Here is a 26,979-nt window from a genome sequence, read left to right as displayed (position 1 = left end):
CCATTATACAAATTTATTTTAGATTAACCGTTCTATACGTTGTTTTAGTTCTGATGTAACCTGTGTAGTTCGATTTTTTATAGTAACTAGCGACATACTTAGCAGTAAGTTTTTTGCCACATATCTTTTGATAAACTTTTGTCTTTACATACTGAGTACGAGGGAGAATATCGTCTAAAACAGACATTAATACTGATATTGCAAAGCCTCCTATTCCCCCACCAAAAAGCGCCCCTAAACTGACTAGAGCTACCTTTAAGAGCATTTTTTGAACTTTAGTACTTCCTTTCAGAGTCGTCACGTATTTATAGCTGCATTTTGCCATACCATTTGGGTCAATATATTTCACTGGGTTATTGTTTGCATATGCATACTTATTCAAACTCAGTGGCTCATCCTCAAACCCCTCAAACAAATCCCTTGTTAAAAACCGCCCTGTATCCGGGTTATAATATCGGCTCTGGAGATAATACAGCCCCGTTACCTCATCATACCGATACCCTGCATACCGATAAGGATTCTCCACTGTGCCCGTTTCCTTCAGCAGTTTCCCAAAGGCATCATACTCATACGTCGCCACTTCCGCTCCCGTGGAGTTGGTTATGGCAGTTACATCGCCACGGTTGTTGGTTTGGTAATAGTATGTCTTCCCGCCTCGGGTCATACTGACCAGTTCATTGTTGGCTCCATAGGTGTAGCTGGCGACGATTTGGTTATTCTGGTTGGTCTCATAGGTGACGTTGTTGTTCTCATCGTAATGGAACGTTATAGTTGTGGAACCCGTGGTCATGGTCTTGCGCATGCCGTCAGCCTGGTAAGTGTAGGAGGCAAGGGTTTTGTCGCCTTCCTTAACGGTGGTAAGACGGTTTTCCGCATCGTAAACATAGGTTCGTTTACCGTCACTGGTCAAGTTACCATTTTTGTCATAGGAGTAGGCTTGGCCATCCACTTTAGTCAACTGGTCGGCATCGTCGTAGGTATAGTTCGTAGTCGTGGTGTTGCTGCCCTTAGTTACCTTCTTAGTCAAACGGTTACCGGTAGCATCATAGGTATATTCCGTAACCGTTCCATCTGGGCGGGTTTCCTTGGTTAGCTGCTCCAGCTCGTCATACACATATGTCGTTGTACCCTTAGAATCCTTTAACCGGGTGATATTCCCCTTGTTGTCGTAGGTGTAGGTATAGGATTCTTTCTGCTCTCCGTTTTTGTCGAATACAACTTGCTCTACCAAGTCACCGTCACCGTTGTAGTAGAAGAGGCTAATAGTACCGTCTTCATTTTTGCGGCTGGCAACTTGATTATTCTCGTTGTAGGTATAGATCGCTCGGTTTTTATTGCTTTCCTTGACATGGGTCAATTGGTTATTGCCATTATACCCAAAGCCTTGGGTAACGGTCATACTACCAGCAGTCAATTTTTGTTCAGTGACGTTACCATTTTTGTCGTAGGTATAATCGGTTTGGTTGTTGTTCGGTTCCTTTACCGTCTTCAGTTTATCGTCATCATCATAGGTGAAGGTGGAGGATTGGCTCTTAGATTCATCCGTCTCTTTTGTGATGTTGCTGTTAGAGTCGTATTCAAAGGAATACTTCTTCTCTCCGTTGTAGGAGATAGCCGTTTGTCGATCGACAGCGTCATAATCGTATTCGACCGTGTTGCCATTGGGTTGGGTCATCTTCGTTAGGTTGCCGTTGATGTCGTAAGCAAAGAGAACAGACTCTCCTAGAGCATCAATGATTTTACGTACCTGATCCTGTTCGTTGTATTCATAGGTGGTCTCTTTGCCGCGAGCATTTGTTACCTTGGTTTTGTTGCCGTTGCCGTCGTAGGTGTAGCTGGTTTCATTCCTTTTGGTATCGGTTACCTTGGTAAGGCGATCAGCCCCGTCATAGGCGAAGGTGGTGGTGTCAGATCCCTTTTTCTCGCTGGTCTGGTTCCCTACGGTATCATATCCCGACTCGGTGACGCGCCCTTCCGGATCGGTGGTTTTCGTCTGATAGTTTTTGTTGCTGTCATATCCGTACTTTGTAGTAATTGATCCGGGGATCACCTTGGCAGTGTCAAACCAGGCCCTTCCGGATTGTTCGCTGAATTGGTAATGGACTCGGATGCGGTCAAAGGATTTTGTTGTTTTAATCTCACGGGCGAGATGTTGCCAGTCGTGGGATTTGGACTTATCAAAATGGTAGGTGAAGGTCTCCTGCTCCGTCGATCCCAGGTAGGTTCTGACAATGTAGCCGTAGATACCACCATTAGGATTAGGTTTCTCCACCTTGGAAAAGCCGGAGATGGTAAAGACGGCTCCCGCATTTCCTTTAACGGGAATGTCCTGGTAGATCGATTTGTATTTCCCGGCTTCTCCGACCAATCGAACAGATCGTTGACCCGTGTGGGCATCGGTGGTAACCAGAGTGTCCGAGGGACCGGTCAAGGGGGACATAAACCATCCATCGGGAATAGTGGCATTCTGGGCGTTGGGCCGTTCCATGCCGGAGTTCTCCAGGAGGTTATGCCCACCGAGGAAACCTTCCTCCAACTGAAGGCCATCGAAGCGGTAAGTGCCAGCAGTTTGACCGTTGTTGTGGAAAGTGTAGGCCCGAACCCGAAGCTTGGTGGTCTCTTTCGGAAACGCTCCCGCTTCTGCCACCGCATGCAAGCGGATGGGTCCCTGGGTGCCGCTGATTTCGTTGGACTTGATCCGACCGGTGATTTGGTTTTGGTCATTATAGCCTGTAATCTGGATTCCAGCTTTCCCCTGGGCGTTTGCCACCTGAACGATCCCACTGGCAAAGTAGGTTTGCTCAGAATCATAGGGGATGGTATAGTTGCTTCCGCTTCCGATCAGGGTATCTTCAGTCGGGTTAACAATCTCGATCCTCTTATCACCCAAGGTGATCCCGTTGGTCGTCAGCCCACCGTTGGCCCAACGGACGGCGGTTGAAGTAGACGGGAATTGGTACCATCCATCCGGCAGGCTGCCGCTTCCCTTTTCAAAGCTGCCGTTGCGGGCCAGGTTTACCCCTGGGCTTATGGCGGCAGTCTCTTCAATCACATTGCCGACATCATCCACGCGGGTGGCGGCGGATTTTTCCACAGGGTCCGTGGTGGAGGTTAAATTACCATTGTCGTCAAATTCGTTGGTAGTCGTGTTTCCTTCTGGATCTGTCACCTTGATCGGGTTGTTGTTCTCATCGTATTCTGTTGTCGATTTTTCCTTCAGCGGATTGGTAACGCTGGTTAAATTGCCGTTGTCATCGTAGGTATAGTTGTAGGTGGCATCGCTGTTGTTTGCGTTGGCATTGGCGTCCTTTTCGCTGATCAGTTCGTTTTTGTCGTTGTAGGTAAAGGTTTGCTTGATGTTTAACCCGTTGGGATCCTGGGTGATCTGGGTAACGTTGGCGTATTCGTTATGGGTGTAAACAGTCTTGGTTCCCTTAGGGTTAGTGACGGTGGTGAGTCTGTTGGTGGCGTCGTACTGGAAAGCGGTGTTAGCTTGTTTTTTCTCTCCGTCGATGGTGATGGGTTCGGAGAGTTGTTTCACCCGCTGTTCGCTGTCGTATTCCACCGTTTTATCGTTGCCGTTGGCATCCTTGATTGACGTCAGGTTGTGATCGGCGTCGTACCCGTATGTGACAGTGGACAAGGTTTTACCGGCGGCATCTTTCTTGGTTACGGTTTTGAGGTTATCGGCGCTGTCATAAGTGTATTCCGTCGTGCGACTGGCCGGATCGGTTACCTTAGTGACGCGGTTACTTGTGTTAAAAGTAAGATTGACCTTGCGTCCAGATGCATCGGTGATACTGGTGGGATTGCTTCCCGTATAGCTAATAGTCGTCTTGTTGTTGTTGGCATCGGTGATGGAGGTAAGACGACCAGCGGTATTAAACTGGTATTTCGTTTGCTCTTTATCCTCCAGGATATAGCCACTTTTTTTCGTTAACTCAAAATGAATCCCCGGTGGAGCCTGATAAGTACCGTTACCGTTAGGAATAAAGGTATGGGTCGTCCAATCCCCATCGGTATAAATCAAGGGACCATGGCCGTTATCCGTGATACGTTGCTCCAAGTTTGAGGTCCAGCCGTAGCCGAAGATTCCACTTTCCGTCGAGCGGCTGTTGTAAGCCCGTTCTACCGCTGCTGGAATGCCGCGCCCTGGGATATTGATATCCCGGGTTTCGGAACAATCGCACAGGAAGAAGTTTCCATTGTAGGTATTCACGTTGGAGGCTGCGGTAGTCCAGAACTCTTCCTTGCCCAAAGGATCAATGGTATAGGTGATGGTTAACTTAGGCTTCCTGGTTGGATCAGCGGCGTATTCGCTGGAAAAATAGGACTTGCGGTCATTGGTTTCCGTGGCATGGCGGATGGAGACACCGTGGTTGGCGGTTTTGCCGCTGTACCAGTCACGGGCCAGGGCAGTCAGGAAGAAGTCGTACCAATCGGCATCGGTCACCGTCTGATTCGAGATAGCCGCTCCCACCTGGGGCTGTCTGTTCCAGGTGGCCCCGGTTTCCGTCCAGGTTTCGGTGATCGGGTGCAGGTTCTCCCGCTCTGCTTTGGTCGAGGCGTTGGTCTGGTAGACACTCAGTTTAGCCGAGGTAATGGTTGCATTGCTGAGGATCGGTTGCAAATCGAACTTCAGCAAGGCACGGCTTCTCCCATGGTCGGGGTTGTTGCCGACAGTGAAGTAGGTGAGGGCGCCGAAGTTTCGGGTTGGCTCCTTCTCCCCGACAAAGGTGTCCCTGGTTTTGTCGGAACCTTGCACGATCAGGGAGGGGTCCACCGTCACCGGATAGGTGCGGTCCGGATCTTGTAGCCACTTTTCATCCAATTCCAGGTCGAGATAGGTTTGGCCCTTCTCTTCCCGGAGGGTAAATTGAACATCCCCGGAATAGCGCAGGTTTTTATCCACCATGAAGGGACGGGGGATGGAGAAAAGCGCTTCTCCCTTCTCATCCACGAAATCAATGGACCCGTCCTTCTGTTTTTTCGCCTCAACGCCATCGGTTTCAAAGGCCATTGTCAGCTTGGATTGCCCGTTGTATTTGTCGAGAATCCATTCCTCTTTAACCCCGGTGTTGTCCGTATAGTAGACAAGGTGAGTGTCTGGGTAGACGTCGTTGTAGGCGATTTGGTTGTCCTTTTTCTCCGCCTTCACCGCTTTACCGTCGACTAGAGAAAACTGAACTGCTGCATTGTCCAGTTGAAAGCGCAGGAGGGTATCTGCCCGACTGTCGGTGGCAAAACCGGCACGGTAACGGTTGGCTTTGTTTTCATAGATGAGTTCTTCATCCATTGCTTTATTGGCGGTGACGGATTGGATATCATTGTCGATCTCTTCCCATTCCCCACCTTCCTTAAAATGAATCGGTTCTAGGTACTCTTCCAAAACATATGTATTGTCACCCTTGATGTAGGTTTTGGAATTTTCCGTCCGCATTCCGACAATCTCTTGCTTTTGGTTTTTTCGTTCCTCCGCTGCTTTACTAGCCGCATACGCCTGGGAATAATCCGGAAGCAGGGTTGATCCAGCTAGTGCGATAATGACGATGATCGAAATCCATGAAAGACGTTTCATCACCTTCTGAGACATGTGTTTGTTCTCCTCTCATATTTTGTTGTAAGATGGGCAAGATTGGGTTTTGTTTTTCCTTTAATCACCTCTAAATCCAATATTATTGTTTTTCATTCCAGTATGAAGAAATGAAAAATTTACCTCACTTTAGACAAATATCTATAATTCGACGGACTACGACTTTTTCCTCCTAAAAGAAATATTTTTTACACACATTTAATTAATTCAGATGTTGTATATGATTGCCTCCCTATTAGCAAATTAAATCTATTCCAATATATTATTGTTCGCATTTTAGTGCCATTTTTTGTCCACTTCCCCTCATATGAATAAAATAATTTTCATAGATCAATCTGAGTGATCTGCTTTTAAGTAAAATGGGGAGAGAGCCAGGGGTCAGTTCGTATTTTGTTCCTCGACCACATTGACCACATTTTGACCACACACTACAGTAAATTAGAGTTAATTAGAGGCATTTTCAAACAAGGAAAACCCTCAATAAGTGCACAAAATAAGCCTCCATATCATGGAGGTGATCAAGAAGAAATATGATAATCTACACTGGCAGTGTAGAGGTCAGCGGTTCGAGCCCGCTATGCTCCACCACCAAAAACCTTCGAGATATCGGGGGTTTTTTGTTATATTTCGATTGTAATACACACTCAAGGCATTAATGATATTTTCGGAAACGCTGATGCGGATCAGATCATCGCGAGTATGAAAGAAGTGGTCACAAAGGTGCAGCAGCGAAACTTACGAATCTTTGTCGGTACAATTACTCCATTTGCTCATGATCCAAACGATGAAGGCTTTAAAGCATTCGCTTATGCCGTTCCGCTATCGTTAATTTTGAAGTGAAAGCTGATCAATATATTGCTGTTTTCGTGATACCATCAAATACTATTGATCCTCCGTTTTGCACCTAAATTGATCTCCTACTGCAACTTTAGTCACTTACACGCTTTGATGAATCATACGTGACTTACACTTGATCGTAAATTTTCTGATTCTTACTTTAACACAAAAAAAGAAAGAGGTTCACGACTTAGATGGCTCCCCTCTTCTCATCAAATATATGGATTGATCTCATCTAGGTGACAGTGTGTCCTTCCATGCATTCATCCTTGAATCCGGCTTATACGGTTTCGGTAAGCATAAGCAGCCCTGTGAAGACTCGTTTACCGTTTTATTGATGCGGTCGAAGTAATGAGAAGGCGGTTAAGGATTAGGAAGTGGATCTATCGACGCGCTGGCGGGATGCTCTGTGGGAATTTGAAGATGTTTTTCGGGTCGTATTTGGCCTTTACTCGTGTCAGTCGATCGAAATTGCCACCGTAGTACGCCTGAGGCCAGTTCTTAATGTAGAGATCCGGTGTATTGACGTAAACTCCATGAGTAAAGGGAAGCATCGCTCGACGAAGGTTCTCCACCCAACGGATGCCTTTCTTAGCCTCTGCCGGTGTGCCTAAAGTGGCCTGGATTGTCACGTCCGACCAAGCCCGACGCCAAAAGTAGGCAGTACTCCGACTCGGTACTTTAGCCACTACCCCATTTAAGCCATGGAAAAAAACGCCAGCCGAGGAGGTAGGGGGTTTTTCGATAAAACGCCGGATCGTGGAAATTGCAGCGCTTGGAAGCCGGTGAACGTAGGGTGCTACGCCCTTAAAGGGATAAGGATTACTTGTCTGGGCATCCGCTACCCGGCGTACGGACTCGATCCAAGTCATCTTTTCGATAGTCGCCTTCCGTGGCGAACCGGTCCGAAGTAAGGGTAGCAGTAATTTGAGCATTTCTGTGGTTGAACCGAGAAAGACAGCCTGAAAGAATACGGGGTTCTGCGATGGCCCCTGTAATCCGTTAGAAACCATAAGAAGAGGGCCCAGCCTTGGGTCTGTGCCAGGGGCTGTATACTCCTGCCAAACTCGTATTACCCGCTCCATGTCTCGTAAGTCCCAGGTTATTTCTGCGTAGGCAACTGTGTTAATGGGGTGGGTGCGATAGCGGAAGGTGGTACAGACGCCAAAGTTGCCGCCTCCACCCCCACGTAATGCCCAGAATAGATCAGGGTGTTGGTCGGCGTTGGCGTGGAGCACACGACCGTCGGCCATGACAATCTCAGCAGCTAGCAAATGATCCTGCGTGAGGCCGAATTGCCGGGACAGAATACTATGACCTCCCCCCAAGGTAACCCCACCGATACCTGTTGTGCGACAGAGACCAACTGGAACGACTCGCCGCTCAGTCCAAAGTGCTTCGTTTAAGGCACCGCCACGTATACCGGTCTGCACGGTGGCAGTGCCACGCTTGCGATTGACATCGACATCATGCATGTCACTCACATCTATCACGATTCCTCCATTGACGACTGACAATCCTTCGTAACTGTGGCGGCCGGAGCGCATTCGGATCGGAACGTTATTAAAGCGAGCCCAACGTATGGCGTTGACGACATCCTGAGTCTTCTGTGCAAATACGATCACCCGTGGAAATTTGTTGAAGAAGGTGTTGAACTCCTGTCGAGCTGAGTTGTATTGAGGATTACCTGGTACAACAATTCGTCCGGTTAGTTTAGGTTCCTTGCCACGTCTTAAAAACCGTGGTGCGCGCCCTTTGTCAAACAATGAGCCTTTTTTTGGGGCCCTTCTAATCTTTGCGTTTCGAAGTTCCGTAATGGTCGTCTTCACTTTATAAATCGATTGTTTTTTATCCAACCTTCTCACATCCATTTACTTAAAGATTTTTAAACCTTTTGCGTCAGAAGACTCCCACTTCTAAAGTGGCGAGAGGAATGGCGCTTTGCTCAATACCCCCTTTGGGGATGCTTCGATTAATGTTTCTTTCTTTTATTGAAGGACAGAAAGCCATATGAGTCGAAATGGCGATTACATATGGCGTTTGTTCAAATAACCTGTAACGCTTTCCTCACTTTTCTTGCAAAAAGTAATGGCTTTTCAACCGATTCGATATTGACATAAATTAAGCGGGGTTTCTCGAACAACCATTCGTTGTGAATAGACGAAACGATGATTCCCTGATCTCGGATGACAGCAACAAATGGCTCAACTTCTTTTTGTAAAAGTGCTACTCTTCCCAGACATAAGGCTTTGCCACTTAAATTATTTTTTGATTCAAATGAGAAAGAAGAAGTTACACTAAAGCGCACCCCTAATATAGTTGCTCTTATTTGACTTCGCGGTATAGTAGCAACACATTTCCCACCCGTAAATCCATGTTGGCCACCTATAATATTTGCGAAATTTCTGCAAATTATTTCGTTATTGTTCATGTTAAAAATGATTCCCCCCTTTTGGGTATATTTTTGCATCCCCTCTTTTTCTTCTGCAATCGACTCCGCAATGGAATGTTAAGGGTGAGATCTGCAATGATAAGACCGACTCGGGAATTTTGACTTCTTCACCGTTACCAATCATTTCGGGATATGATATTAAAACTCAACTCTGGATGTATGGGCTGGAATAGCAGGGGAATCGCACAAAAAGAAGCACCTAACAGACACGTTAGGTGGTTAAATATTGAAAAAGGGATAACTTGTCGTTGATCCTTTCCGGGAAATTATTGAAGGTCAACGACAAGTTTTTAGTTTTTTTGTCTGTTGAGTCGTTCTACGTTTGGATTTTTGTAAGCGCGCTTGCTGTGGGATGTGCTCCGGTGTAAAAGTCTTGACGTGAAGGTATGGGTAACCGTTAGAGGGGGTCCGTAATGAAAAAACTGTATATAGCGTGAGAAGAGTTAGCCGTTTCTTTCTACTCAATCATAAAAGGTGTAATAGTCATCCTGGGGATGGTGATCCAGTTTATGTTCTTATTGGTTCACTTAGTGGAGCTTCTTCATCCGTCAAAATTGTTTGGTGATTTTGGATAGATGTAGACATTAGAAACGTAGTAAGAACAATAGCTACGGCTAGTAATAGCTTAATCTTGTTCCTCAAAAATGTCACCCTCCTTGTTGATGAGTTCAATTTTTACTTCATACATATTCCGGCTACATTTTTGAAATTCCTGCTCATTCAATTGGTGCCAGCATTGCGCAAGTTTAAGCAAAAGTTTGTACTCTCTATGTTTTAAATGGTGCTTTCGTGATAGATCAAGAGATCGTTGATAATATGAAATCGCATCATGGTCTTCTTTTTTATTTTTTAGTAAATCACCCATCAGCATCAAAGCATAAGTTAAACGAGGAACATCGTTATACTTATCAGCGATACTAATTGCCTGATTGACAGTCTCTTTTGCCTCAGCTAACTTATTTTGTTGCATATAGAGAACGCCTAGTTTGGTGTAAGTAGTGGAAGTCACCTTTTGATCTGGTAATAATTCATTTACATTCAAAATGGGGGCAAAAAGGGTCATATTCAGGATCGAAATATGTCGATTTATGTCGAAGTTTTAAAACATATTGGGTGAACCGAGGTGTTTGATGCCGTAACGGTGGCTAAAATAAAAAAGCTACCTTGGTAAATGACCTTAGCTTTTGGATTTATCTTTCATTCGGTGTTCCATTCACACCGCTGGCTCGACTTTTTTTAGGCCAGAGGTTCAAGCCGTTACTGGACCAACACAAAAACCCTCGGTATCAAACGAGGGTTTTTTATTGGGGTTCCGAGTAGGACTTCGCTACTTGTATCACTTCACGGACGTATTTGTGGCTGCGGTTATATTGAAACAGTGCCCGTTCCCAATCGCCGTCTGTGGCACCATAGCGGGAGAGGAAGTTGGCGGCGGAGAAGGTGGCATCTTGTAGGTCCCAGGGGTCGGCTTTACCGTTGCCAGATGCATCGACGCCGTAACCGCCGTAGCGTTCGATCAATGCAGGATCGGTAATGTCTACTTCTTGGTCGGGAAGGCTTCCCAACCCATCACAGTGTTGATAATCCCATCCCAACCAGGTGCAATCCATAAATTGGAAATGACCTTTTGCCCCAACGGGACTAATCATGGGATCCATTGTAGAGAAACGGGTTTCAATTCGGTGAATGGATGCGAGCAATTGCCATGGCACTCCGTACTCCCGCTCGGCCGCTTGGTAGATTGGGATGTATTCCGCTGGGATTTCCTGTTTTCCCTGCTCGGAGAGAGAGCCGCCGATACGATCTTGTCCGGCTTTATCCGGAAATTTCAGCATGAGGAAAGTGAAGAGGACGAGCAGAAAGAGCAACGGAATAAGATCTTTCTTTTTCCTTTTTTTACGTTGCTGTCGCATGTCCGGCCTCCCATTCTGATCTACATACGAAACTGTCTGAAAGGGGCAAGCTAAATCCATAGGGGAATCATATCCTTTTTTTCCCGCGTGGGCAAGGAGATCAAAAAGCGATACTTAGTGGAAGGTTTAATTTTGGTCATAAAGTGAACGGATTTGTATAAATGGCGCTATTACAGCGTTAAAGCAATTTTTTTAATCAAAGATTATACCCTTTGGGCTTGACGTGGAGAGTGGATAGAGGTATAGAGGTAAGAGAGGATTTTTTAAACAGATAGTTGGAGGTTTGGTGAATGGAGACCGACGGACCTGGCAATTCCAATCCATGGCAAAATTTTTATGGTCCTAACCTGGGTTATATCCAGGAACAGTATGAACGTTATCGCGAGAACCCGAATGCAGTAGATGCTGGTATTCGAGATTTGTTTGAACGTTGGGGTCCACCTGTAGGGGCTGGAGAAGCGAAGGAACCGATGGCGGTAATGGACGGCGTCAGCATGTCTAAAGTGGTGGCAGCGGAACGTCTGGCACAAAATATCCGCACTTACGGTCACTTGGCTGCCCGCATCAACCCTTTAAAATCAGATGAGCAAGTGGACACCCGTTTGTTGCAACCAGAATCGGTAGGGCTTACTGAAGCGGATTTGAAAGCGCTCCCGTCCCAAGTTTTTGGGGAGGATGCTCCGGAAGGAGCCCGTACCGGATGGGATGTGATCCAACGGCTGAAGGAGAGCTATACACAGTCGATCGCATTCCAATTTGTCCATGTTCATAATTTGGAAGAACGAAAATGGCTGGAACGGATGGTGGAATCCCGTCAGTTCCAAAAGCCGTTGGACAAAAATAGAAAGAAAAAACTGTTGCAGCGTTTGACGCAAGTGGAGGAGTTTGAGCACTTCCTCCATAAAACCTTTGTCGGGCAGAAGCGCTTTTCCATCGAAGGTATCGATATGATGGTCCCGATGCTGGATGAGTTGATCCATTGTAGTGTCCATGGCGGGATTCAACATGTATTGCTTGGCATGGCTCATCGCGGACGTCTGAATGTGTTGGCACACGTTTTGAACAAACCGTATGAAATTATATTTTCCGAATTCCATCATGCTCCCAACAAAGATTTGGTACCATCGGAAGGCTCTGTCGGGATTAACTATGGCTGGACCGGTGATGTGAAATACCACTTGGGTGGGGAGCGAGAGGTAGACGAAGGGGATTCGCTTCATGCCCGCGTCAGCTTAGCCAACAACCCCAGCCACTTGGAATTTGTCAATCCGGTGGTAGAAGGGGCAACACGGGCAAAACAGGAAGCGCGAAACCATGCCGGCATACCGGAGCCGGATATGAATAAAGCCTTTACGGTGATAATCCACGGAGATGCGGCTTTTCCAGGGGAAGGCATTGTACCTGAGACGATGAACTTAAGCCGTCTGCCCGGATATCGGACCGGGGGTACAATCCATATTATCGCCAACAACCAGCTCGGCTTTACCACTGAAAGCGAGGATTCTCGCTCTACCACTTATGCCAGTGATATGGCTCGCGGTTTTGAGGTTCCTATCGTTCATGTCAATGCCGACGATCCGGAAGCTTGTTTGGCGGCGATGCGCTTGGCATGTGAGTACCGGGATCGTTTTCACAAGGACTTTTTGATCGATCTGATCGGCTATCGGCGTTTTGGGCACAATGAGATGGATGATCCATCTGCCACCCAACACCAATTGTATGCGTTGATTAAAAACCACCCGACTGTACGCACTCGTTTTGCTGAAGCGCTGGTTTCTCAAGCGGCCCTCTCTTCTGTGGAAGTAAAGGAGATAGAAGACGCCGTTCAAGATCGTTTAAAAGAAGCGTACAAAAAGATGAAGTCGACCAAATCGGTCAAAGTGGATGAAAAACTGCTTCCACCGGATGTTGTCGCATCCGATCGACCGCCGGTAAAGACTGGTGTATCGGTGGAGGTTTTGAAAAAGGTAAACCAGGAGCTCCTGGAGACTCCGGAAGGATTTACGGTATACCCGAAGTTGGAGCGAATTTTGTCGCGACGGGTGGATGTTTTTGATACAGAAGAGCCTCGTATCGATTGGGCCCATGCGGAGGCGTTGGCATTTGCCACTATTTTGACCGACGGCACACCGATTCGTTTAAGCGGTCAGGACTCCCAACGGGGCACCTTTGCCCATCGTCATTTGGTACTGCATGATCCCAAATCCGGAGAATCTTTCTGTCCCATGCATCACCTGTCTGATGTAAACGTGACGTTTACCGTTTACAACAGTCCGCTGTCGGAAGCAGCGGTACTAGGGTTTGAGTATGGTTATAATTTGGCGGCACCAGAGACATTGGTGTTATGGGAAGCTCAGTTTGGAGACTTCGCCAACGCCGGACAGGTGATCCTCGATCAATTCCTGGCTGCAGGCCGAGCCAAATGGGCACAAAAGTCCAGCTTGGTGCTGTTGTTGCCCCACGGCTATGAAGGTCAGGGGCCTGAGCATTCCAGTGCTCGCTTAGAACGCTTCCTGCAAATGGCGGCGGAAAACAACTGGACGGTTGCCAATCTGACCAGTGCGGCTCAGTATTTCCATCTGTTACGTCGTCAGGCCTTTTTCATGGGTAAAGAAGAAGCGCGCCCATTGGTGTTGATGACACCAAAGAGTCTGCTTCGAAACAAACGGGTTATTGTGTCCGCGTCCCAATTGCAAGAGGGTTCGTTCAACCATGTTATGGATAGCCCCAGCACAGGCGGATCACCCGATCGAGTAAAACGGTTGCTTCTGTGTAGCGGAAAAGTGGCCATCGATTTGGAGGAAGCGCTGGACGGAGTTGATCACCGTGAACATGAGCACCTTCATATTTTACGGGTAGAACAGCTATATCCTTTCCCAGGCAAAGAAATCCAGCAAACGATTAACCGCTTCGGTAACCTGGAGGAAATTATCTGGGTACAGGAAGAGCCGAAAAACATGGGTGCTTGGACTTATATGGAGCCCCGTGTGCGTGCACTGGCACCTGTTGGTGTGTCTGTGGAGTATGTCGGCCGGCGGGAGCGCTCCAGTACAGCCGAAGGTCTTCCGGATGTCCATCGTATTGAGCAGGAACGGATTGTAAATGAAGCATTGAACCTAAAAACGATCGAAGCCGCAACCAACTCGGGAGGGAATGGCCGTGATTGAAGTAAAAGTGCCGGAACTGGCGGAGTCCATTACGGAAGGAACGATCGCCAATTGGGTAAAAAGTGAAGGGGATAGCGTCGAGGAAGGCGATGTTCTACTGGAGCTGGATACGGATAAGGTGAGTCTGGAGATTCAGGCGGAGAACGCTGGTGTCCTTAAGGAGATCAAAAAACAGGAGGGCGACACGGTCGAAGTAGGGGAAGTGATCGCTCTCTTGGCTACCGGAGAAGGGACAGCAGATACCGGTAAACCCGCACCGGCAGCAAAAGCACAGCCCGACACCGATGTGAAAGCTGAGGAAGAAGAGAGCGCAGAGGTTACCGAGACCGATGGGCAAGACACCTCCTGGGCCACTCCTGCTGCGCGTAAACGGGCCCGTGAGTTGGGGATCGACCTTAACAAGGTGGGAAGACGGGATCCCATGGGTCGGATTACAACGGAAGATGTGGACGCCTATGGAAAACAGCTACAACCACAACAGTCTCCTTCTGTGGCGAAGCCAGCTTCCAAAGCGCCCAAAGCGGAAGCGAAAAAACAACCCGCCGAGGATCCGGCCAAACCGGTGGAACGGGTGCGGATGACGCGTCGCCGCCAAACGATTGCCAATCGGTTGGTACAAGCCCAGCAAAACGCCGCGATGTTGACAACCTTTAATGAGGTAGATTTGACCGCGGTGATGGAGATTCGGCGTCGGCGCAAAGAATCTTTCCGTGAGCAACATGACGTCAACCTCGGGTTTATGTCCTTTTTCACCAAAGCGGTGATCGGTGCGCTAAAAGCGTATCCGTTGGTAAACGCTGAAATCCAAGAGGATGAACTTCTGCTTAAAAAGTATTATGATATCGGGATCGCCGTTTCCACCGACGACGGTTTGGTTGTGCCGGTGGTTCGAGATGCGGATCGTAAAAGCTTTGCCGAAATTGAACGGGAAATCGGTTCTCTGGCCAAAAAAGCGCGGGATAATGCTCTCTCTCTAAGCGATCTAACCGGTGGTACCTTTACCATTACCAATGGCGGCATCTTTGGTTCGCTTCTATCGACCCCCATCCTAAACGCACCACAAGTGGGGATTCTGGGGATGCATAAGATTCAGCAACGTCCGGTTACCCTCGCTGACGGCTCCATTGAAAGCCGTCCGATGATGTATATTGCCCTTTCCTACGATCATCGCATCATCGACGGAAAAGAGGCTGTTGGCTTCCTGGTAAGGATCAAGGATATGCTAGAAGACCCAGAGGTGCTGTTGTTGGAAGGGTAAGCGATCTGAAATGGGTATCAATCACAAAAGGCGGCTACCATTCGGTAGCCGCCTTTTTCTACTGGACGTCCGGGATAGCGTCCCGTAAAACAGATCGCTATGCGGGGTAGTGAGTTCGTTGAGGCGACGTGTATCATCGACTTTTCGCACCATGGACGCGCGATCAAGGGATGCGTCATTTGAAGTGAGGTCTTTCAAATATTCCGCCTGCGGAAATCAGATTCCGTAGCCATTGGAGGAAATTTTCTGCATAGAAGATGAACGGTTGATTTTGGGTGTGCAGGGTTGTGCTTATCCAGTAAATTCCTTCGGCTCCAGTCACGCTGAACGCAAAGTCGTGCTCATACGAATCGGTGAGCTTTCCGTCATGGATGCTGCTATAGATGCACTGGGCGAAGATTAGAAATCCATGTTCGTTGACTACTGGTCCTTCCATGTCGATGATGTGTGTCGACACATTACTAAATCCTAGGATGTCAACGATCTGGGTTTGATCCTCATTTTCAATATATGCGCCCGCATATTTCTCGAGGAAATCTACGTAACCGGGGTCGTTACGAAGTGCGGGGTAAGACAAAAGAAAGTCGTCGATCGATTTTTGTATTTCGTTCGCAGGTTGGGTAGGGTGTCGAGGCCCCTTCCCTGTCTTTGCGCCCGGGATGGATCCCAGTTGGTTGAAAAGATCGTCGATTCCCACTTTGTATCCCTTTAACAAAACGTTGCCTTCATCGCCAGTTCAGTCATGACGATCATCGCCTGATACGCTTCTAAGATGTTTTTTGCCCGGTAGGTGACGATGGTTGTATCTTTTTCGATGTGCGTACCCGGTAGGAGGTTGGCCCATTCCGCCTGTCCGTAATTGGCAAACTCAATTTTTAGCACGGGGTTTTGCGGTGGGTTGAGCGGTTCTACTTGATCAATCTTTTTCAGTGCTTGCGCTGTTTTTTCCCGCAACAACTGTCCGCTTTTTTGTGGGGATAAACAGAGGGCGGCGGTACGGGACTGTTGTTCTTTTACAACGGTGGTCGTGATATTCGGAATCAATGCTCGCGCTTCTTTAGCGATCTCGTCGTCACCCGCCACCATGATAACGGGAACCCCGTAATATCCGGCTAAGTAAGCGTTAAAGCCAAACTCCCCGATCGCGACATCATCGATATACAGATGACGGACACCAAATATCATCGTATGACTGAGTACGCCTTTCATCGAGGCGCGGGAGTGATAACCGATAAAGATCGCTCCCTTGAAACTGTCATCCAGCCCTTGCATCATGGAAAAGGGCTTGACATCGCCGGAAATCAGTTTTGCCTCCGGGTGTAGCTCTTCGATGATCAGATTGTTCATCTTGGAATGGCTGTCGTTTACAATAATCTCTCGACACCCGGCATAAAAAGCGGCATCGATCACATGGTTCGCTTCAGCGGTCATCAATTGTTGACCGCGCGTATAGTGATGCTGGCCGGAATCGACAAACGTGGGATCGACCAACCCGCTAATGCCCTCCATATCGACGGATAAATATAATTTCATCTTTCTCTCCACCTCCAGTTCAATTCAGGGCATCATTCGCTGTTTCGACAGGAAGTGGTCGATTCCTTTAGCATGTTTGCATAAAAAATTTCTGCTTTAGGAGTTCACAACGGTTAAAAATTGATGTATTCTAGTAACGAACAAAAGTTCGGAAATGTGAATCAGCTTAGATTGGAACGGAGGATATCATCAATGGCGTTTACATTACCCAATGATTGGCCGCAAGTGTTGGAAGAGGAGTTAAAACAGCCGTATCTGCAAAAATTGAAGGCCTTTTTGGAGGAAGAACGAAGTCAACATACAGTGTTTCCTGCAGAGAGCGATCTGTTTTCCGCCTTAAAATTAACCTCTTATCAAGAGGTAAAAGTGTTGTTGCTGGGGCAGGATCCTTATCATAACGATGGACAAGCCCACGGACTTTCTTTTTCTGTACGTCCCGGTGTTTCTCATCCCCCGTCATTGCGCAATATGTTTAAAGAATTGCAGGAAGACTTAGGTCACACCCCACCGAAAGATGGTTATCTGGCTCCCTGGGCGCAACAGGGTGTCCTGATGCTCAACGCGGTTTTAACTGTGCGGGCACATCAAGCCAACTCCCATAAAAACAAAGGTTGGGAAAAGTTTACCGATGCGGTGATTCGTGCCGTTAACGCGAAGACGGACCCGGTCGTGTTTGTGCTGTGGGGTAACTATGCCAAAAAGAAAAAGAAGTGGATCGATACCGAACGCCACATCATTGTGGAATCGGCTCATCCTTCGCCATTATCCGCGAGAGCCGGCTTTTTTGGTAGCCGTCCTTATTCCACCATCAATCGTGCGCTACGGGAAGCGGGGCAAACGGAGATCGACTGGCGAATTGTGGACTAAGGTGGTGACTTTCACCACCTTTTTCTTATCCTTTCCTGCTCAAAGATGAGGTGGCTACTCTCTTGCTCGCCATATCCACCAACCCAACAGCAATATCAATAAAACGCTGATCAAGCGAACCGCATTTTCCTCAAAATGCATCACATCATAACTGACCATTACTTCTAATGCGACGGAGGGGATTTTTCCGATCATGGTGGCAAGAAGGAAAAATGTGAAGGGGATACGGGTAAATGCTCCTAGAAGATTGACGGCACCGGATGGTACGATAGGAGCGATCCGAGCCAGCAGTACCGATGCAAATTGACGGTGGGCCGGCCAGCGGTTGAGATTGTGAACCCATTTCCACTCCGGTTGATCCCGTTGCCGTTGCCAAAATCGGATCCCTTTGCGAAAAAGGATAAAAGCAATCCCCGCTCCCAAAACCTCCCCTGCCCAAGAAAGCCAAAACCCCCAGAGCGGTCCCCAGATCCACACATTGGCACCTGTGACAAACAGGCTGGGAATAAATCCGAGCACATTGACTGCCGCATTGACGACGATACTGATCGGCGCGGCCCAGATTCCCTGATCTTCCAACCATTGAATAAAGATTTGTGTCATCGTCTGCTCCATTCAAATGTCCTTGTTCTGAGCCATGATAACATAGGTTGTACGGTACGAGTGTAGCTACCAAATCGACGAGAACCTTTTTCCTTTCTAACTTGAGTAAAGCGTGTATAGTATCAATACAGGCTGCTATACTTAGATAAACGGAATGCGATGGAAGTGAGGGGGGAGTCCTATGGCAGAAGAAGGGAAGCAGCAAAAGACAACATTAGAATTAGAGCAGGAGTGCGATCATACGCATGAGGGCAAAATTCCAGACCCTTTAAAGGAAAATCTCATTCGGCGTATGAATCGAATCGAGGGGCAAGTAAAAGGGGTACGTAGTATGATTGAACGGGATGTTTACTGTGATGATATTTTAAATCAAATGTCCGCCGTGCAATCGGCACTCCATTCGGTTTCACGATTGCTGTTGGAGAGCCATATTCACACCTGTGTGATTGAACGGTTAAAAGAGGGAGACCAAGAAGTAACAGCCGAGTTTATGAAGACCGTTTCGAAGCTGATGAAATAAATGACTATGCCTTCTATTGTGGCGACTGTATATCAGCAGATGTGATTATCAAAACTATAAAAGACAAAAGACATTACACCCCTTGAAATACTATAGGGGGGTACCGTATAATATTGTATGAATCGGCTACAGCTTACTTAAGGAGTGATAAGGGTGGAAACAGTGACATTGACGGTAAAAGGGATGTCATGTGCCCATTGCGTTCAGGCGGTTGAAGGGAGTCTCGGCAAATTGGACGGTGTACAACAAGTTGAGGTTCATCTGGGCGCAGGTAAAGTGGAGGTTCAGTTTGATGCCGAACGTGTTTCTCTCCAACAACTTGCGGAAACGATTGAGGATCAGGGGTACGATGTGGCCTAAATTTAACCATTGATTGACTACTCCCCATGCGTAGGGATTTACCACAGGCACTTCCTACGGTCGCTCGCAAAAAATATAACGGATCGCACCGATCGGTAGGTGCGATAACTTTTTCTTTTCTATGTTGAGAGGCAGGTCAATATTTACTCATCTGAAGTGAAAGTGAAGTAAGTAGTTGTTGTAGAAGAGGACAATACTATTTTGGGTATTGTCTTTTTTTGATGCAAAATGCTCATTTATAATTGACAATCAATTGTCGTTATGGCATGATACTGTCATAATGAGCAAACAACATACCCCTCATGGAGATGCATTCACGGAAATTGTACTTGCGGTATTTCGTCTCAATGGTCTTTTGCTGGAGGCCGGAAACCGCATGACAAAACCGGTCGGTCTAAGTAGTGCTCGTTGGCAGGTACTTGGTGTGGTGGAACATGGCGCCATTCCCGTAGCCCATGTTGCTCGTGTGATGGGGTTATCCAGACAGAGTGTACAACAAACCGCCGATGCTTTAGAAAAGGATGGTTATATCGAGTATCGGGAAAACCCTCATCATCGCCGTGCCAAGCTGATGGTGTTAACGCCAAAGGGGCGTGAAGCGCTTAAATATGTGCAGCAGCAACAGTTGGATTGGGCAAACCGAGTAGGAAGGAGACATTCGTTGGAAGGCTTACAAGAGGCGGCTGTGTTATTGCGTCAGGTAAGCGAAAGCATGGAAGGAGAGTTGCAGTCGTCACCTGATGAAGAACGTTTTGAGGGGGATCAATCATGGAAAAAATAACGACCCTAAAAGAGTTTCTCCAGGAAAACAAAGAAAGCGGGATTGAGGCGATTGCGCAATACATTGAGGAACATATCAGAGCCAGTTGGCAAGGCGTGTTCCAGGAGAACCATGATCGGTTGCTGGAGGTTTACAACAAGGCTGGCGATCCGGCATATGGAACGTATTTGAACTTTTTGCTTCTCCCGATGAATAAACAGTTGAAAGATGCGGGATTGCGGCCGGAGCCCCGATTGCCGGGTGATCTTGATATCTCGCGAGAATGGGGCAACATCGAGGAGCGGCAACGATGGATGTGGAGCACCATCCATACCGAGAAAGGTGAGTCCCTGGGTACTATCGTTACCATTGTGTACCACGATCACACCCAATTTCGCATTCCGCGCCAGCCTCAAATCATCGCCTTAAACGAAACGCATAAAGAGGACATTGTAGCGGCACTTTCCCATCGTTCCTCTGACTTTAAACATGCGCGTGAATTTGCGATTGAAGTGGAAGAGTATCTGAAAAACCAACAAAGCAATAGCTGATGGGTTGGATAGCCATCCACTTTGAACGGAAAAGCGGATAAGATGGAAAACGGAGCCGAGCTTATATTGAGTTGCGACCACAATCGCAACTTTTTTTGTATTGAAACAGGTCGGAAATCGGGACCCGGGCTCACTTTGTCATCAATCTCATATAATCGTCTTTTCTCCAGCGATCACAAACGAATGTTGCCGGTTATTCACACAATCCTTTGGGCAATCCTCTATAATAGAATAGAATCCAAAATATCACACATACACATGTACAAAAAGCGGCGCTTCATCTGGGATGCTACTGCTGAAGACCATCATCCGCCGCCGAATTGCAAAAGGAGGATGATCGGATCATGAGTCAATCGATAAAAAACGGTATTGTGGTAGGGGTTGCATTGGCAGCGGTAGTGGCTGCTGTTTGGGGTGTGATCGGGAACGGTTTCGGGGGAAAAACTGAATCCAAGGGTGAACAGGGTACAGCCGCTTCCCCTGATGATACTTTGGGGCAAACGGAAACATCAAAGCAAAAGCGGCAAGAAGCGGATGATCTGCCCCCAGCATTGCCACAGGAAGGGCCGCTGCGTGGACAGGATATGCCGGAGATCACATTGGTCGATCGCGAGGGGGAGCCGGTGTCGCTCCGGGATAACGATGGAAAATCGGCCATCATCAACGTGTGGGCTTCTTGGTGCCCGCCGTGCAAAGATGAAATGCCTCACTTGCAAACGGCATATGAAAAGCATGGGGATCAAGTTCAGTTTCACATGGTAAATTTAACGAACCGGGATAGTTTGGATAAAATGGACGCCTTTTTACGAGAAGAAGCGTTTACCTTTCCCGTTTTGCTGGATGAAGAAGGGGCGACGGAAAAGGAGCTTCAGATTCTCGGCATTCCCAACACCTTTGTCTTGGATGGAGAGGGTCGAATTATCCACCATATCGCGGGCTATATGGATGAGAAGACCGTAGAGAAAATCATGGAGGAATTGACGTCCTAACGTTAGGAGGGAGGGGTATCGTGGTTGAAAATGTAACCGTATGGTTGGCGTTTGCAGCAGGGGTGCTCTCTTTTATCTCCCCCTGTTGTCTGCCACTGTATCCATCGTATCTTTCTTATATTACCGGCATGTCCGTCGGCCAGTTGCAGGATCAGGATCGATCCCGGCAAGTGCGGCGGGCGACGATGCTACATACGCTCTTTTTTGTGATCGGATTTTCGATTGTTTTTTACGCCTTGGGTTCCATGGCCAGCTGGATGGGGAATGTTTTTATCGATTACCAAGATACGATTCGTATGTTGGGCGGCGTGTTGATTGTGTTAATGGGACTTTTTTTGTTAGGAATCTTTCAACCCCGTTTTTTATTGCGGGAAAAACGACTAGATGTAGGCGGTAAACGCTGGGGCTATCTCGGTTCAACCCTGGTTGGAATCGGATTTGCCGCGGGTTGGACGCCATGCATCGGTCCAATTTTGGCGGCGGTACTCTATGCGACAGCGATGGATCCTGCCGCCAAGCTGGGATATATCACCGCTTATACCTTAGGCTTTGCCATTCCCTTTTTTGTGATGGCTTTCTTTTTAGGCAGAACCCGTTGGATCCTGCGCTATTCACAGCGGTTAATGAAAGTGGGTGGGGCGTTGATGGTGGTGTTTGGCGTGCTACTCTACTTTGATCAGATGACGGTGATGATCGCCTGGCTGAGCGGATTGTTTGGCGGCTTTACCGGGTTTTGATATTGAAGGAAGGCTTCCATCTCGCTAAGTGGTTGTTAATAAAATCGGATGAAATTGCTGGACAGGTGGGTCAATCATGAATAAACGGACGCGTTATTGGGTTCGACGCATCTTGATGGTGGTGATGGCCGGCTTGGTAGGATTTGCGCTCTACCAAGCGCTGGCTGATGAGAAGACCGGAGCGGAAGTGGGGGAGAGTGCCCCTGACTTTGAATTGGAAACCTTGGAGGGTGAGACATTAAAGCTGAGTGACCTCAAAGGAAAGGCAGTATTGATCAATTTTTGGGCCACTTGGTGCAAACCCTGCCGCGATGAAATGCCAGCGATTCAAAGTGTCTACGAACGTTATCAGGATCAGGATTTTGTAGTGGTCGGGGTAAATATCGCTGAAACTCCGGTGTCGGTAAAAGGTTTTGCCCGCCAGTTGGAACTGGATTTTCCCATCGTGTTGGATCGCAATCGCGAAGTGACAAAGCAGTACAACATCGGTCCCATCCCTTCATCGGTCTTTTTGGATAAAGAGGGAAAAGTGGTGCGCAAACAGGATGGACAGATGGTGGAGGGACAGATAGAAGGATATGTGCGTGAAGCCTTGGACCGTTAAGGAACAAGGCTTCTTTTTACTTTGAAATTCGTGATACCATAGTGGAAGAGTCAGGTTTGATATAATCGGGGAGGGTTTTTGATAGCGAAGTGCCTTTGCTGTGCTGGTTCCTACTTCTTCGAAAACAGCAAGAGCACTAAGACTCAAAAATGTCTTCCGATATAAGAAGGGAGCATCGATCAATGGAAAAGAAACCATACACCGATGTGAAAGCGGTAGAGATCAGTGAACGCTATGAGAATGAAAAAGCGAATTATGTATGGGTGGATGTGCGAACGGAGGAAGAGTATGAAGCCGGTCATGTGCCGGGATCGATCCATATTCCCTTCGATGAACTGGATGACCGGGGCGTGGAGTTAGAGCGATTTCGGGAACAGGCGTTGATGTTGGTTTGCCGCAGTGGTCGCCGTAGTGTAGTCGCTGCTCACACCTTGCATGGGCAAGGCTTCTCCCGCTTGTACAACCTCAAAGGAGGGATGTTGGAATGGAGCGGGCCGGTGGAAAAGTAACAAATTTGCGCCGGGGACATTGGGTAACGGATTTGGTGGGGTCCACCCCGGTGGTGCGAATCAATCGCCTGACCGGCCCGGAAGATGCCACCGTCTATGTAAAGCTGGAGTATTTTAATCCCGGCGGTAGTGTAAAAGACCGTACCGCCTTAAGTATGATCGAGGCGGCGGAGCAAGCCGGAAAGTTGAAACCCGGAGCCACCATCGTCGAACCTACCAGCGGAAATACTGGCATTGGTTTGGCCCTAGTGGGAAGTGCGCGCGGATATCGCACCATCCTGGTGATGCCGGATACAATGAGCGGTGAGCGCATTCAAATTCTGAAGGCTTACGGGGCTGAAGTGGTTCTCTCTCCCGGAGCGGAGCGGATGCCGGGAGCAATTCGGGTGGCGCAGGAGATTATGGAGCGCACCCCTGGCGCAGTGATGCCGTTACAGTTTGAGAATGAAGCGAACCCTGCCGTACACCGCCAGACGACAGGACCGGAAATTATTGCCCAGATGGGTGATACACTGGATGCTTTTGTAGCGACGGCGGGAACCGGGGGAACGATTACCGGCACGGGAGAAGTGTTGCGCGCCCATTATCCTGATATTCATATCAGTGTGGTAGAGCCTAAAAGTTCTCCTGTATTGGCGGGAGGCCAACCCGGTTCACATAAAATTCCTGGTACAAGTCCAGGGTTTATCCCCGCTATTCTCAATCGCGATATTTATGATGAAATCTTACATGTCAGCGATGAGGATGCTGCTCGCACCACCAGGGAGATGGCGCGCAGGGAAGGCGTTTTAGTGGGGCCTTCCTCAGGGGCGTCCATATGGGCGGCATTACAGGTGGCCCATCGCCTCGGGCCGGGCAAACGGGTGCTTTGTATCGCACCGGATACCGGGGAACGTTATTTAAGCACGGATCTGTTTGCCTGAAGGGAGGGCAAAGAGTGTCGGATGCATTGCGGGATGTGATCCGTAGGGAGATCGAACAATCTCCCCATCGGCGGATCCCTTTTCGTCGTTTTATGGAACTGGCTTTGTATCATCCCCGTTGGGGCTATTACTGCCGTGAGGGCGTAAAGATTGGACGGGAAGGGGATTTTTTTACCAGTTCATCCCTGGGAGAAGTGTTTGGCAAAACGATCGGGGCATGGCTGGGGCGACTGAGTAAACAATGGGGATCCAATCAACCGTGGTGGTTGATAGAAGCGGGCCCGGGAGACGGTCGCTTGATGCAGCATGTGCTGGCGGGTTTAGTGGAATGTGGAGAGTCTTTGCCGCAAGGCTGCGGCTTGGTGGAAATCAGCCCCTGGCACCGCCGTCTGCAAGCAGAGCGCCTACAAGCATCCCCTGTGCCGGTATACTGGCTGGAAACACCGGAGGATTTGCCAAAGGGTGGAACGATCGCCTTGTTAAGCAATGAGTTTTTTGATGCCTTTCCGGTTCATCGCCTGATCGGATCAATGGAAGGCATCCAGGAAAAGTATGTTTCCTGGAAAAGAGAACAATTGGTAGAGGTGGAGGGGCCGGTATCGGATCCAGCATGCCTTCGTTATCTGCAAACGATGGATTGGCCACCGTTGCAAGAGGGAATGGAAGCGGAGATCCCGCTTGATGCCGGTCGATGGTACCGCCGTTGGACAGCTGGGATTGATTCCGGCTGGATCATTACAATCGACTACGGAGGAACGACAACGAGGCTTGTTCATAATCAGCAAGGGACCTTGCGTGGATACCGGCGCCATCAATTGGTGAAAAACCCCTTGGAATCTCCGGGCGAGACGGATCTGACTGCAGACGTTCACTTCTCCGCTTTGCAGCAATGGGGGATGGAGGGAGGGTGGAAGACGATTTTTTTTGACAACCAGCTCTCTTTTCTCCATCAAGCCGGTATACTAGACCAAATCCAACCGGCTTTCGATGCGAATCCATTTTCTGCGGCGGCCAAACAAAATCGTGCGATTCGACAATTGGCGCTCCCTGGAGGGATGGGGGAAGCGTTCCAGGTGTTGATACAGGTGAAAGGCGCTTTAAGTGATCCGTTTGAATTCTGAGGCAATGATAGTGGGAGGAATTCCGGTGGAGTTGAAGTTTGAAAAGTGGGCGAAAGGATCATGTTTGAAAAATATCCAATTTGAACTTGCTTCGTCGTGATGGTTGTTAAAAATAAAAGCTCCCCACGTTTGGGGAGCTTCAAAAGTGTCGACAGGGTTCAGCCGACTTGGAAATAAGACCAGTATACGATGCCGATGAAGGCGACGGTCATATAGCCGCCGAAGATCAGCATATATGTCCGTTCTGTGTAACGCATGTAACCCATTACGTAGAAAAAAGCGGTTTGTAGGAAAAACAATCCGGACAGGATATACATGTTACCGGCCAGAAACATCAAAGCGATGGCCAGACACCAAAAACCCAACACGCGAAACATGCGGTCCATGTTGCACACTCCTCTATCTGCTTTTATCCATACTTGTCGGGGATGCTTGTGATTATACCGCGATCCCGATCGATCAGAGCTGGAAGACGGACGAGAGCGGTTTATCCGTAGCCGCTAACTCCCCATGGTGGTGTTTTATAATGGGAGCGCCACTTGATGGGGTGCTCGATTACTTACACCACTTCTACCCAAGAGGGTTTGTGGGTGTTTTGCTCGCCTTATTCGTATGTGCTTTCGCACTCGCATATCAAAAGTACCAAAAACACGACTCTCTTGCAAGTGGAGGCCATTTTTTGTTGGTGGCTGACTTTGGTGGTCCATTGGCTTGGTAGATCCGTTATTTTTCGAGATGAGCATCTCTAGTTTGGCACAAAAAAGGTTTAACAATTCCATGGCAAAAGGAGAATGGCGATGAACACCTTGCGCCTTACGATTAAAAACAAAGTGGGATGGATTCAATTTCACCGGCCGGAAGTGCGAAATGCAGTAAATGGAAAGATGATGGTGGAGTTAGAGCAACAGCTGGAGATGTGGAAGAATGATGATAATATTCGCGTATTGGTGTTGGCTGGGGATGAGAAGGCGTTTGTCTCAGGAGGAGATCTAACGGAACTTCACACCCTGGCAACGGCGGAGGAAGTGTATCCGGTGATGAGCCGTATGGGCCAGGTTTTAGAGAAGCTCCATCACTGGGGAAAGCCGACGATTGCTGCCGTAGAAGGGACGGCGGTGGGGGGTGGATGTGAAATTGTGGCCAGTTGCGATTTTCGCTTGGCTTCGGCGCAAGCCTCATTTGGATTTATTCAATCCCGGCTGGGGATCACATCTGGTTGGGGTGGGGGTTCCCGTTTATTGCAACAGATTCCGCGGGATCGGGCTCTTTTTTGGTTGATGAGCGGGGAACGATTTGATGCGGAAACGGCGATGCGGTGGGGCTGGGTAACACAAGTGTTTGCACCGGAAGTGTTTAAACAAGAGGTTCAATCCTTCGCTGAGAAGCTGGCTCAAACCGCTCTTCCCGTTTTGCGCGCCTACCTCCAGTTGTCCCACCTTTCTAGTGAAACGGATTATACCGATTGGGAGGCTCGCTCCTGTGCACGGCTGTGGGAGAGCGATGAACATAGGGAAGCGGTAAAACAATTTTTAAGGAGAACGGGTCAATTGGGTGGGGACGATTGAGGATCGCTTGACCGTATGAGAAGAGATTTAGAGAGGATGAGGCGAATAGACCGTCTCCCCTCCGGCCGACAGTAGAGAGAGCTTGTCGGAACGTATCGTAGGGGTCGTTTGTATGAG

At 48.3% G+C, this 26,979-nt stretch carries 23 protein-coding genes; 14 read left to right on the top strand and 9 right to left on the bottom strand.

Annotation, left to right across the window (positions count from 1 at the left end; translation table 11 throughout):
• Nucleotides 1-13: 13 nt before the first annotated feature.
• The 5 genes from C8J48_RS09125 to C8J48_RS09105 all read right to left on the bottom strand — a co-directional run bounded on the left by C8J48_RS09125 (nt 14) and on the right by C8J48_RS09105 (nt 10,795).
• A complete protein-coding gene (locus C8J48_RS09125; RefSeq protein ID WP_107726117.1) occupies nt 14-5,593 on the bottom strand; it encodes a DNRLRE domain-containing protein in 5,580 nt (1,859 codons plus the stop codon).
• A 1,220-nt stretch (nt 5,594-6,813) separates the two neighbouring features.
• Nucleotides 6,814-8,196 carry an FAD-binding oxidoreductase gene (locus tag C8J48_RS09120; protein ID WP_245891104.1) on the bottom strand — a complete coding sequence of 461 codons (1,383 nt, stop codon included), beginning with the start codon at nt 8,194-8,196 and terminating at the stop codon, nt 6,814-6,816.
• Nucleotides 8,197-8,474: 278 nt separating this feature from the next.
• Nucleotides 8,475-8,861, bottom strand: coding sequence for a DUF1259 domain-containing protein (locus tag C8J48_RS09115; RefSeq protein WP_107727668.1), 387 nt, complete (start codon nt 8,859-8,861; stop codon nt 8,475-8,477).
• 646 nt (nt 8,862-9,507) lie between these two features.
• Nucleotides 9,508-9,945: a tetratricopeptide repeat protein gene (locus C8J48_RS09110; protein WP_107726113.1), complete on the bottom strand. Its 438-nt coding sequence runs from the start codon at nt 9,943-9,945 to the stop codon at nt 9,508-9,510.
• 238 nt (nt 9,946-10,183) lie between these two features.
• Entirely contained in the window at nt 10,184-10,795 is a 612-nt protein-coding gene (locus C8J48_RS09105; RefSeq protein WP_107726111.1) for a lytic transglycosylase domain-containing protein, read from the bottom strand.
• Between the two features lie 290 nt (nt 10,796-11,085).
• Between C8J48_RS09105 and C8J48_RS09100 the strand changes: the two genes are divergently transcribed.
• Both C8J48_RS09100 and odhB read left to right on the top strand, forming a co-directional pair.
• Nucleotides 11,086-13,962, top strand: coding sequence for a 2-oxoglutarate dehydrogenase E1 component (locus C8J48_RS09100; protein WP_107726109.1), 2,877 nt, complete (start codon nt 11,086-11,088; stop codon nt 13,960-13,962).
• Nucleotides 13,955-15,220: a 2-oxoglutarate dehydrogenase complex dihydrolipoyllysine-residue succinyltransferase gene (gene odhB, locus C8J48_RS09095; RefSeq protein WP_107726107.1), complete on the top strand. Its 1,266-nt coding sequence runs from the start codon at nt 13,955-13,957 to the stop codon at nt 15,218-15,220. Before C8J48_RS09100 ends, odhB begins: the two co-directional genes overlap by 8 nt.
• 175 nt (nt 15,221-15,395) lie before the next feature.
• Here the strand turns inward: odhB and C8J48_RS09090 are convergent, their stop codons facing one another.
• Together C8J48_RS09090 and C8J48_RS09085 are read right to left on the bottom strand one after the other, a co-directional pair.
• Nucleotides 15,396-15,917 carry a hypothetical protein gene (locus C8J48_RS09090; protein WP_146160468.1) on the bottom strand — a complete coding sequence of 174 codons (522 nt, stop codon included), beginning with the start codon at nt 15,915-15,917 and terminating at the stop codon, nt 15,396-15,398.
• A gap of 11 nt (nt 15,918-15,928) precedes the next feature.
• Complete coding sequence (locus C8J48_RS09085; protein WP_107726103.1) at nt 15,929-16,753, bottom strand: M55 family metallopeptidase; 825 nt, start codon at nt 16,751-16,753, stop codon at nt 15,929-15,931.
• 192 nt (nt 16,754-16,945) lie between these two features.
• Between C8J48_RS09085 and C8J48_RS09080 the strand changes: the two genes are divergently transcribed.
• The gene (locus C8J48_RS09080; RefSeq protein ID WP_107726101.1) at nt 16,946-17,620 is read left to right on the top strand and encodes a uracil-DNA glycosylase; all 675 of its coding nucleotides are present in this window, start codon (nt 16,946-16,948) and stop codon (nt 17,618-17,620) included.
• A 54-nt stretch (nt 17,621-17,674) separates the two neighbouring features.
• On the opposite strand, the gene C8J48_RS09075 is transcribed toward C8J48_RS09080, so the two are convergent.
• The gene (locus C8J48_RS09075; RefSeq protein ID WP_170105321.1) at nt 17,675-18,223 is read right to left on the bottom strand and encodes a TVP38/TMEM64 family protein; all 549 of its coding nucleotides are present in this window, start codon (nt 18,221-18,223) and stop codon (nt 17,675-17,677) included.
• Nucleotides 18,224-18,404: 181 nt separating this feature from the next.
• On the opposite strand from C8J48_RS09075, the gene C8J48_RS09070 reads away from it, so the two are divergent.
• The 10 genes from C8J48_RS09070 to C8J48_RS09025 all read left to right on the top strand — a co-directional run bounded on the left by C8J48_RS09070 (nt 18,405) and on the right by C8J48_RS09025 (nt 25,297).
• Entirely contained in the window at nt 18,405-18,743 is a 339-nt protein-coding gene (locus C8J48_RS09070) for a metal-sensitive transcriptional regulator (RefSeq protein WP_107726097.1), read from the top strand.
• A 153-nt stretch (nt 18,744-18,896) separates the two neighbouring features.
• A complete protein-coding gene (gene copZ, locus C8J48_RS09065) occupies nt 18,897-19,103 on the top strand; it encodes a copper chaperone CopZ (RefSeq protein ID WP_107726095.1) in 207 nt (68 codons plus the stop codon).
• 280 nt (nt 19,104-19,383) lie between these two features.
• A complete protein-coding gene (locus tag C8J48_RS09060) occupies nt 19,384-19,884 on the top strand; it encodes a MarR family winged helix-turn-helix transcriptional regulator (RefSeq protein WP_107726092.1) in 501 nt (166 codons plus the stop codon).
• Nucleotides 19,872-20,414: a DUF6022 family protein gene (locus C8J48_RS09055; protein WP_107726090.1), complete on the top strand. Its 543-nt coding sequence runs from the start codon at nt 19,872-19,874 to the stop codon at nt 20,412-20,414. The genes C8J48_RS09060 and C8J48_RS09055 overlap by 13 nt, the downstream gene beginning before the upstream one ends.
• Nucleotides 20,415-20,758: 344 nt before the next feature.
• Nucleotides 20,759-21,403 carry a TlpA family protein disulfide reductase gene (locus C8J48_RS09050; protein WP_107726088.1) on the top strand — a complete coding sequence of 215 codons (645 nt, stop codon included), beginning with the start codon at nt 20,759-20,761 and terminating at the stop codon, nt 21,401-21,403.
• A gap of 17 nt (nt 21,404-21,420) precedes the next feature.
• Nucleotides 21,421-22,140 carry a cytochrome c biogenesis CcdA family protein gene (locus C8J48_RS09045; protein ID WP_107726086.1) on the top strand — a complete coding sequence of 240 codons (720 nt, stop codon included), beginning with the start codon at nt 21,421-21,423 and terminating at the stop codon, nt 22,138-22,140.
• Nucleotides 22,141-22,216: 76 nt separating this feature from the next.
• On the top strand, nt 22,217-22,744 hold the full coding sequence (gene resA / locus C8J48_RS09040) for a thiol-disulfide oxidoreductase ResA (protein WP_107726084.1): 528 nt from the start codon (nt 22,217-22,219) through the stop codon (nt 22,742-22,744).
• 182 nt (nt 22,745-22,926) lie between these two features.
• The gene (locus tag C8J48_RS09035) at nt 22,927-23,253 is read left to right on the top strand and encodes a rhodanese-like domain-containing protein (protein WP_107726082.1); all 327 of its coding nucleotides are present in this window, start codon (nt 22,927-22,929) and stop codon (nt 23,251-23,253) included.
• Nucleotides 23,229-24,176, top strand: coding sequence for a cysteine synthase A (gene cysK, locus C8J48_RS09030; RefSeq protein WP_107726080.1), 948 nt, complete (start codon nt 23,229-23,231; stop codon nt 24,174-24,176). Before C8J48_RS09035 ends, cysK begins: the two co-directional genes overlap by 25 nt.
• Nucleotides 24,177-24,190: 14 nt before the next feature.
• The gene (locus tag C8J48_RS09025; RefSeq protein WP_170105319.1) at nt 24,191-25,297 is read left to right on the top strand and encodes a class I SAM-dependent methyltransferase; all 1,107 of its coding nucleotides are present in this window, start codon (nt 24,191-24,193) and stop codon (nt 25,295-25,297) included.
• Between the two features lie 158 nt (nt 25,298-25,455).
• Here C8J48_RS09025 and C8J48_RS09020 read toward each other — a convergent pair whose 3' ends face one another.
• The gene (locus C8J48_RS09020) at nt 25,456-25,683 is read right to left on the bottom strand and encodes a DUF2626 family protein (RefSeq protein ID WP_107726075.1); all 228 of its coding nucleotides are present in this window, start codon (nt 25,681-25,683) and stop codon (nt 25,456-25,458) included.
• A 411-nt stretch (nt 25,684-26,094) separates the two neighbouring features.
• Here C8J48_RS09020 and C8J48_RS09010 point away from each other — a divergent pair, with 411 nt between their 5' ends.
• On the top strand, nt 26,095-26,862 hold the full coding sequence (locus tag C8J48_RS09010; RefSeq protein ID WP_170105317.1) for an enoyl-CoA hydratase/isomerase family protein: 768 nt from the start codon (nt 26,095-26,097) through the stop codon (nt 26,860-26,862).
• Nucleotides 26,863-26,979: the final 117 nt, after the last annotated feature.

It is taken from the genome of Desmospora activa DSM 45169, from assembly GCF_003046315.1.
In the GTDB taxonomy this organism is placed as follows: domain Bacteria; phylum Bacillota; class Bacilli; order Thermoactinomycetales; family DSM-45169; genus Desmospora; species Desmospora activa.
Note: the sequence above shows the minus strand (reverse complement) of the source record. Positions and strands in the feature narration are given on the sequence as shown.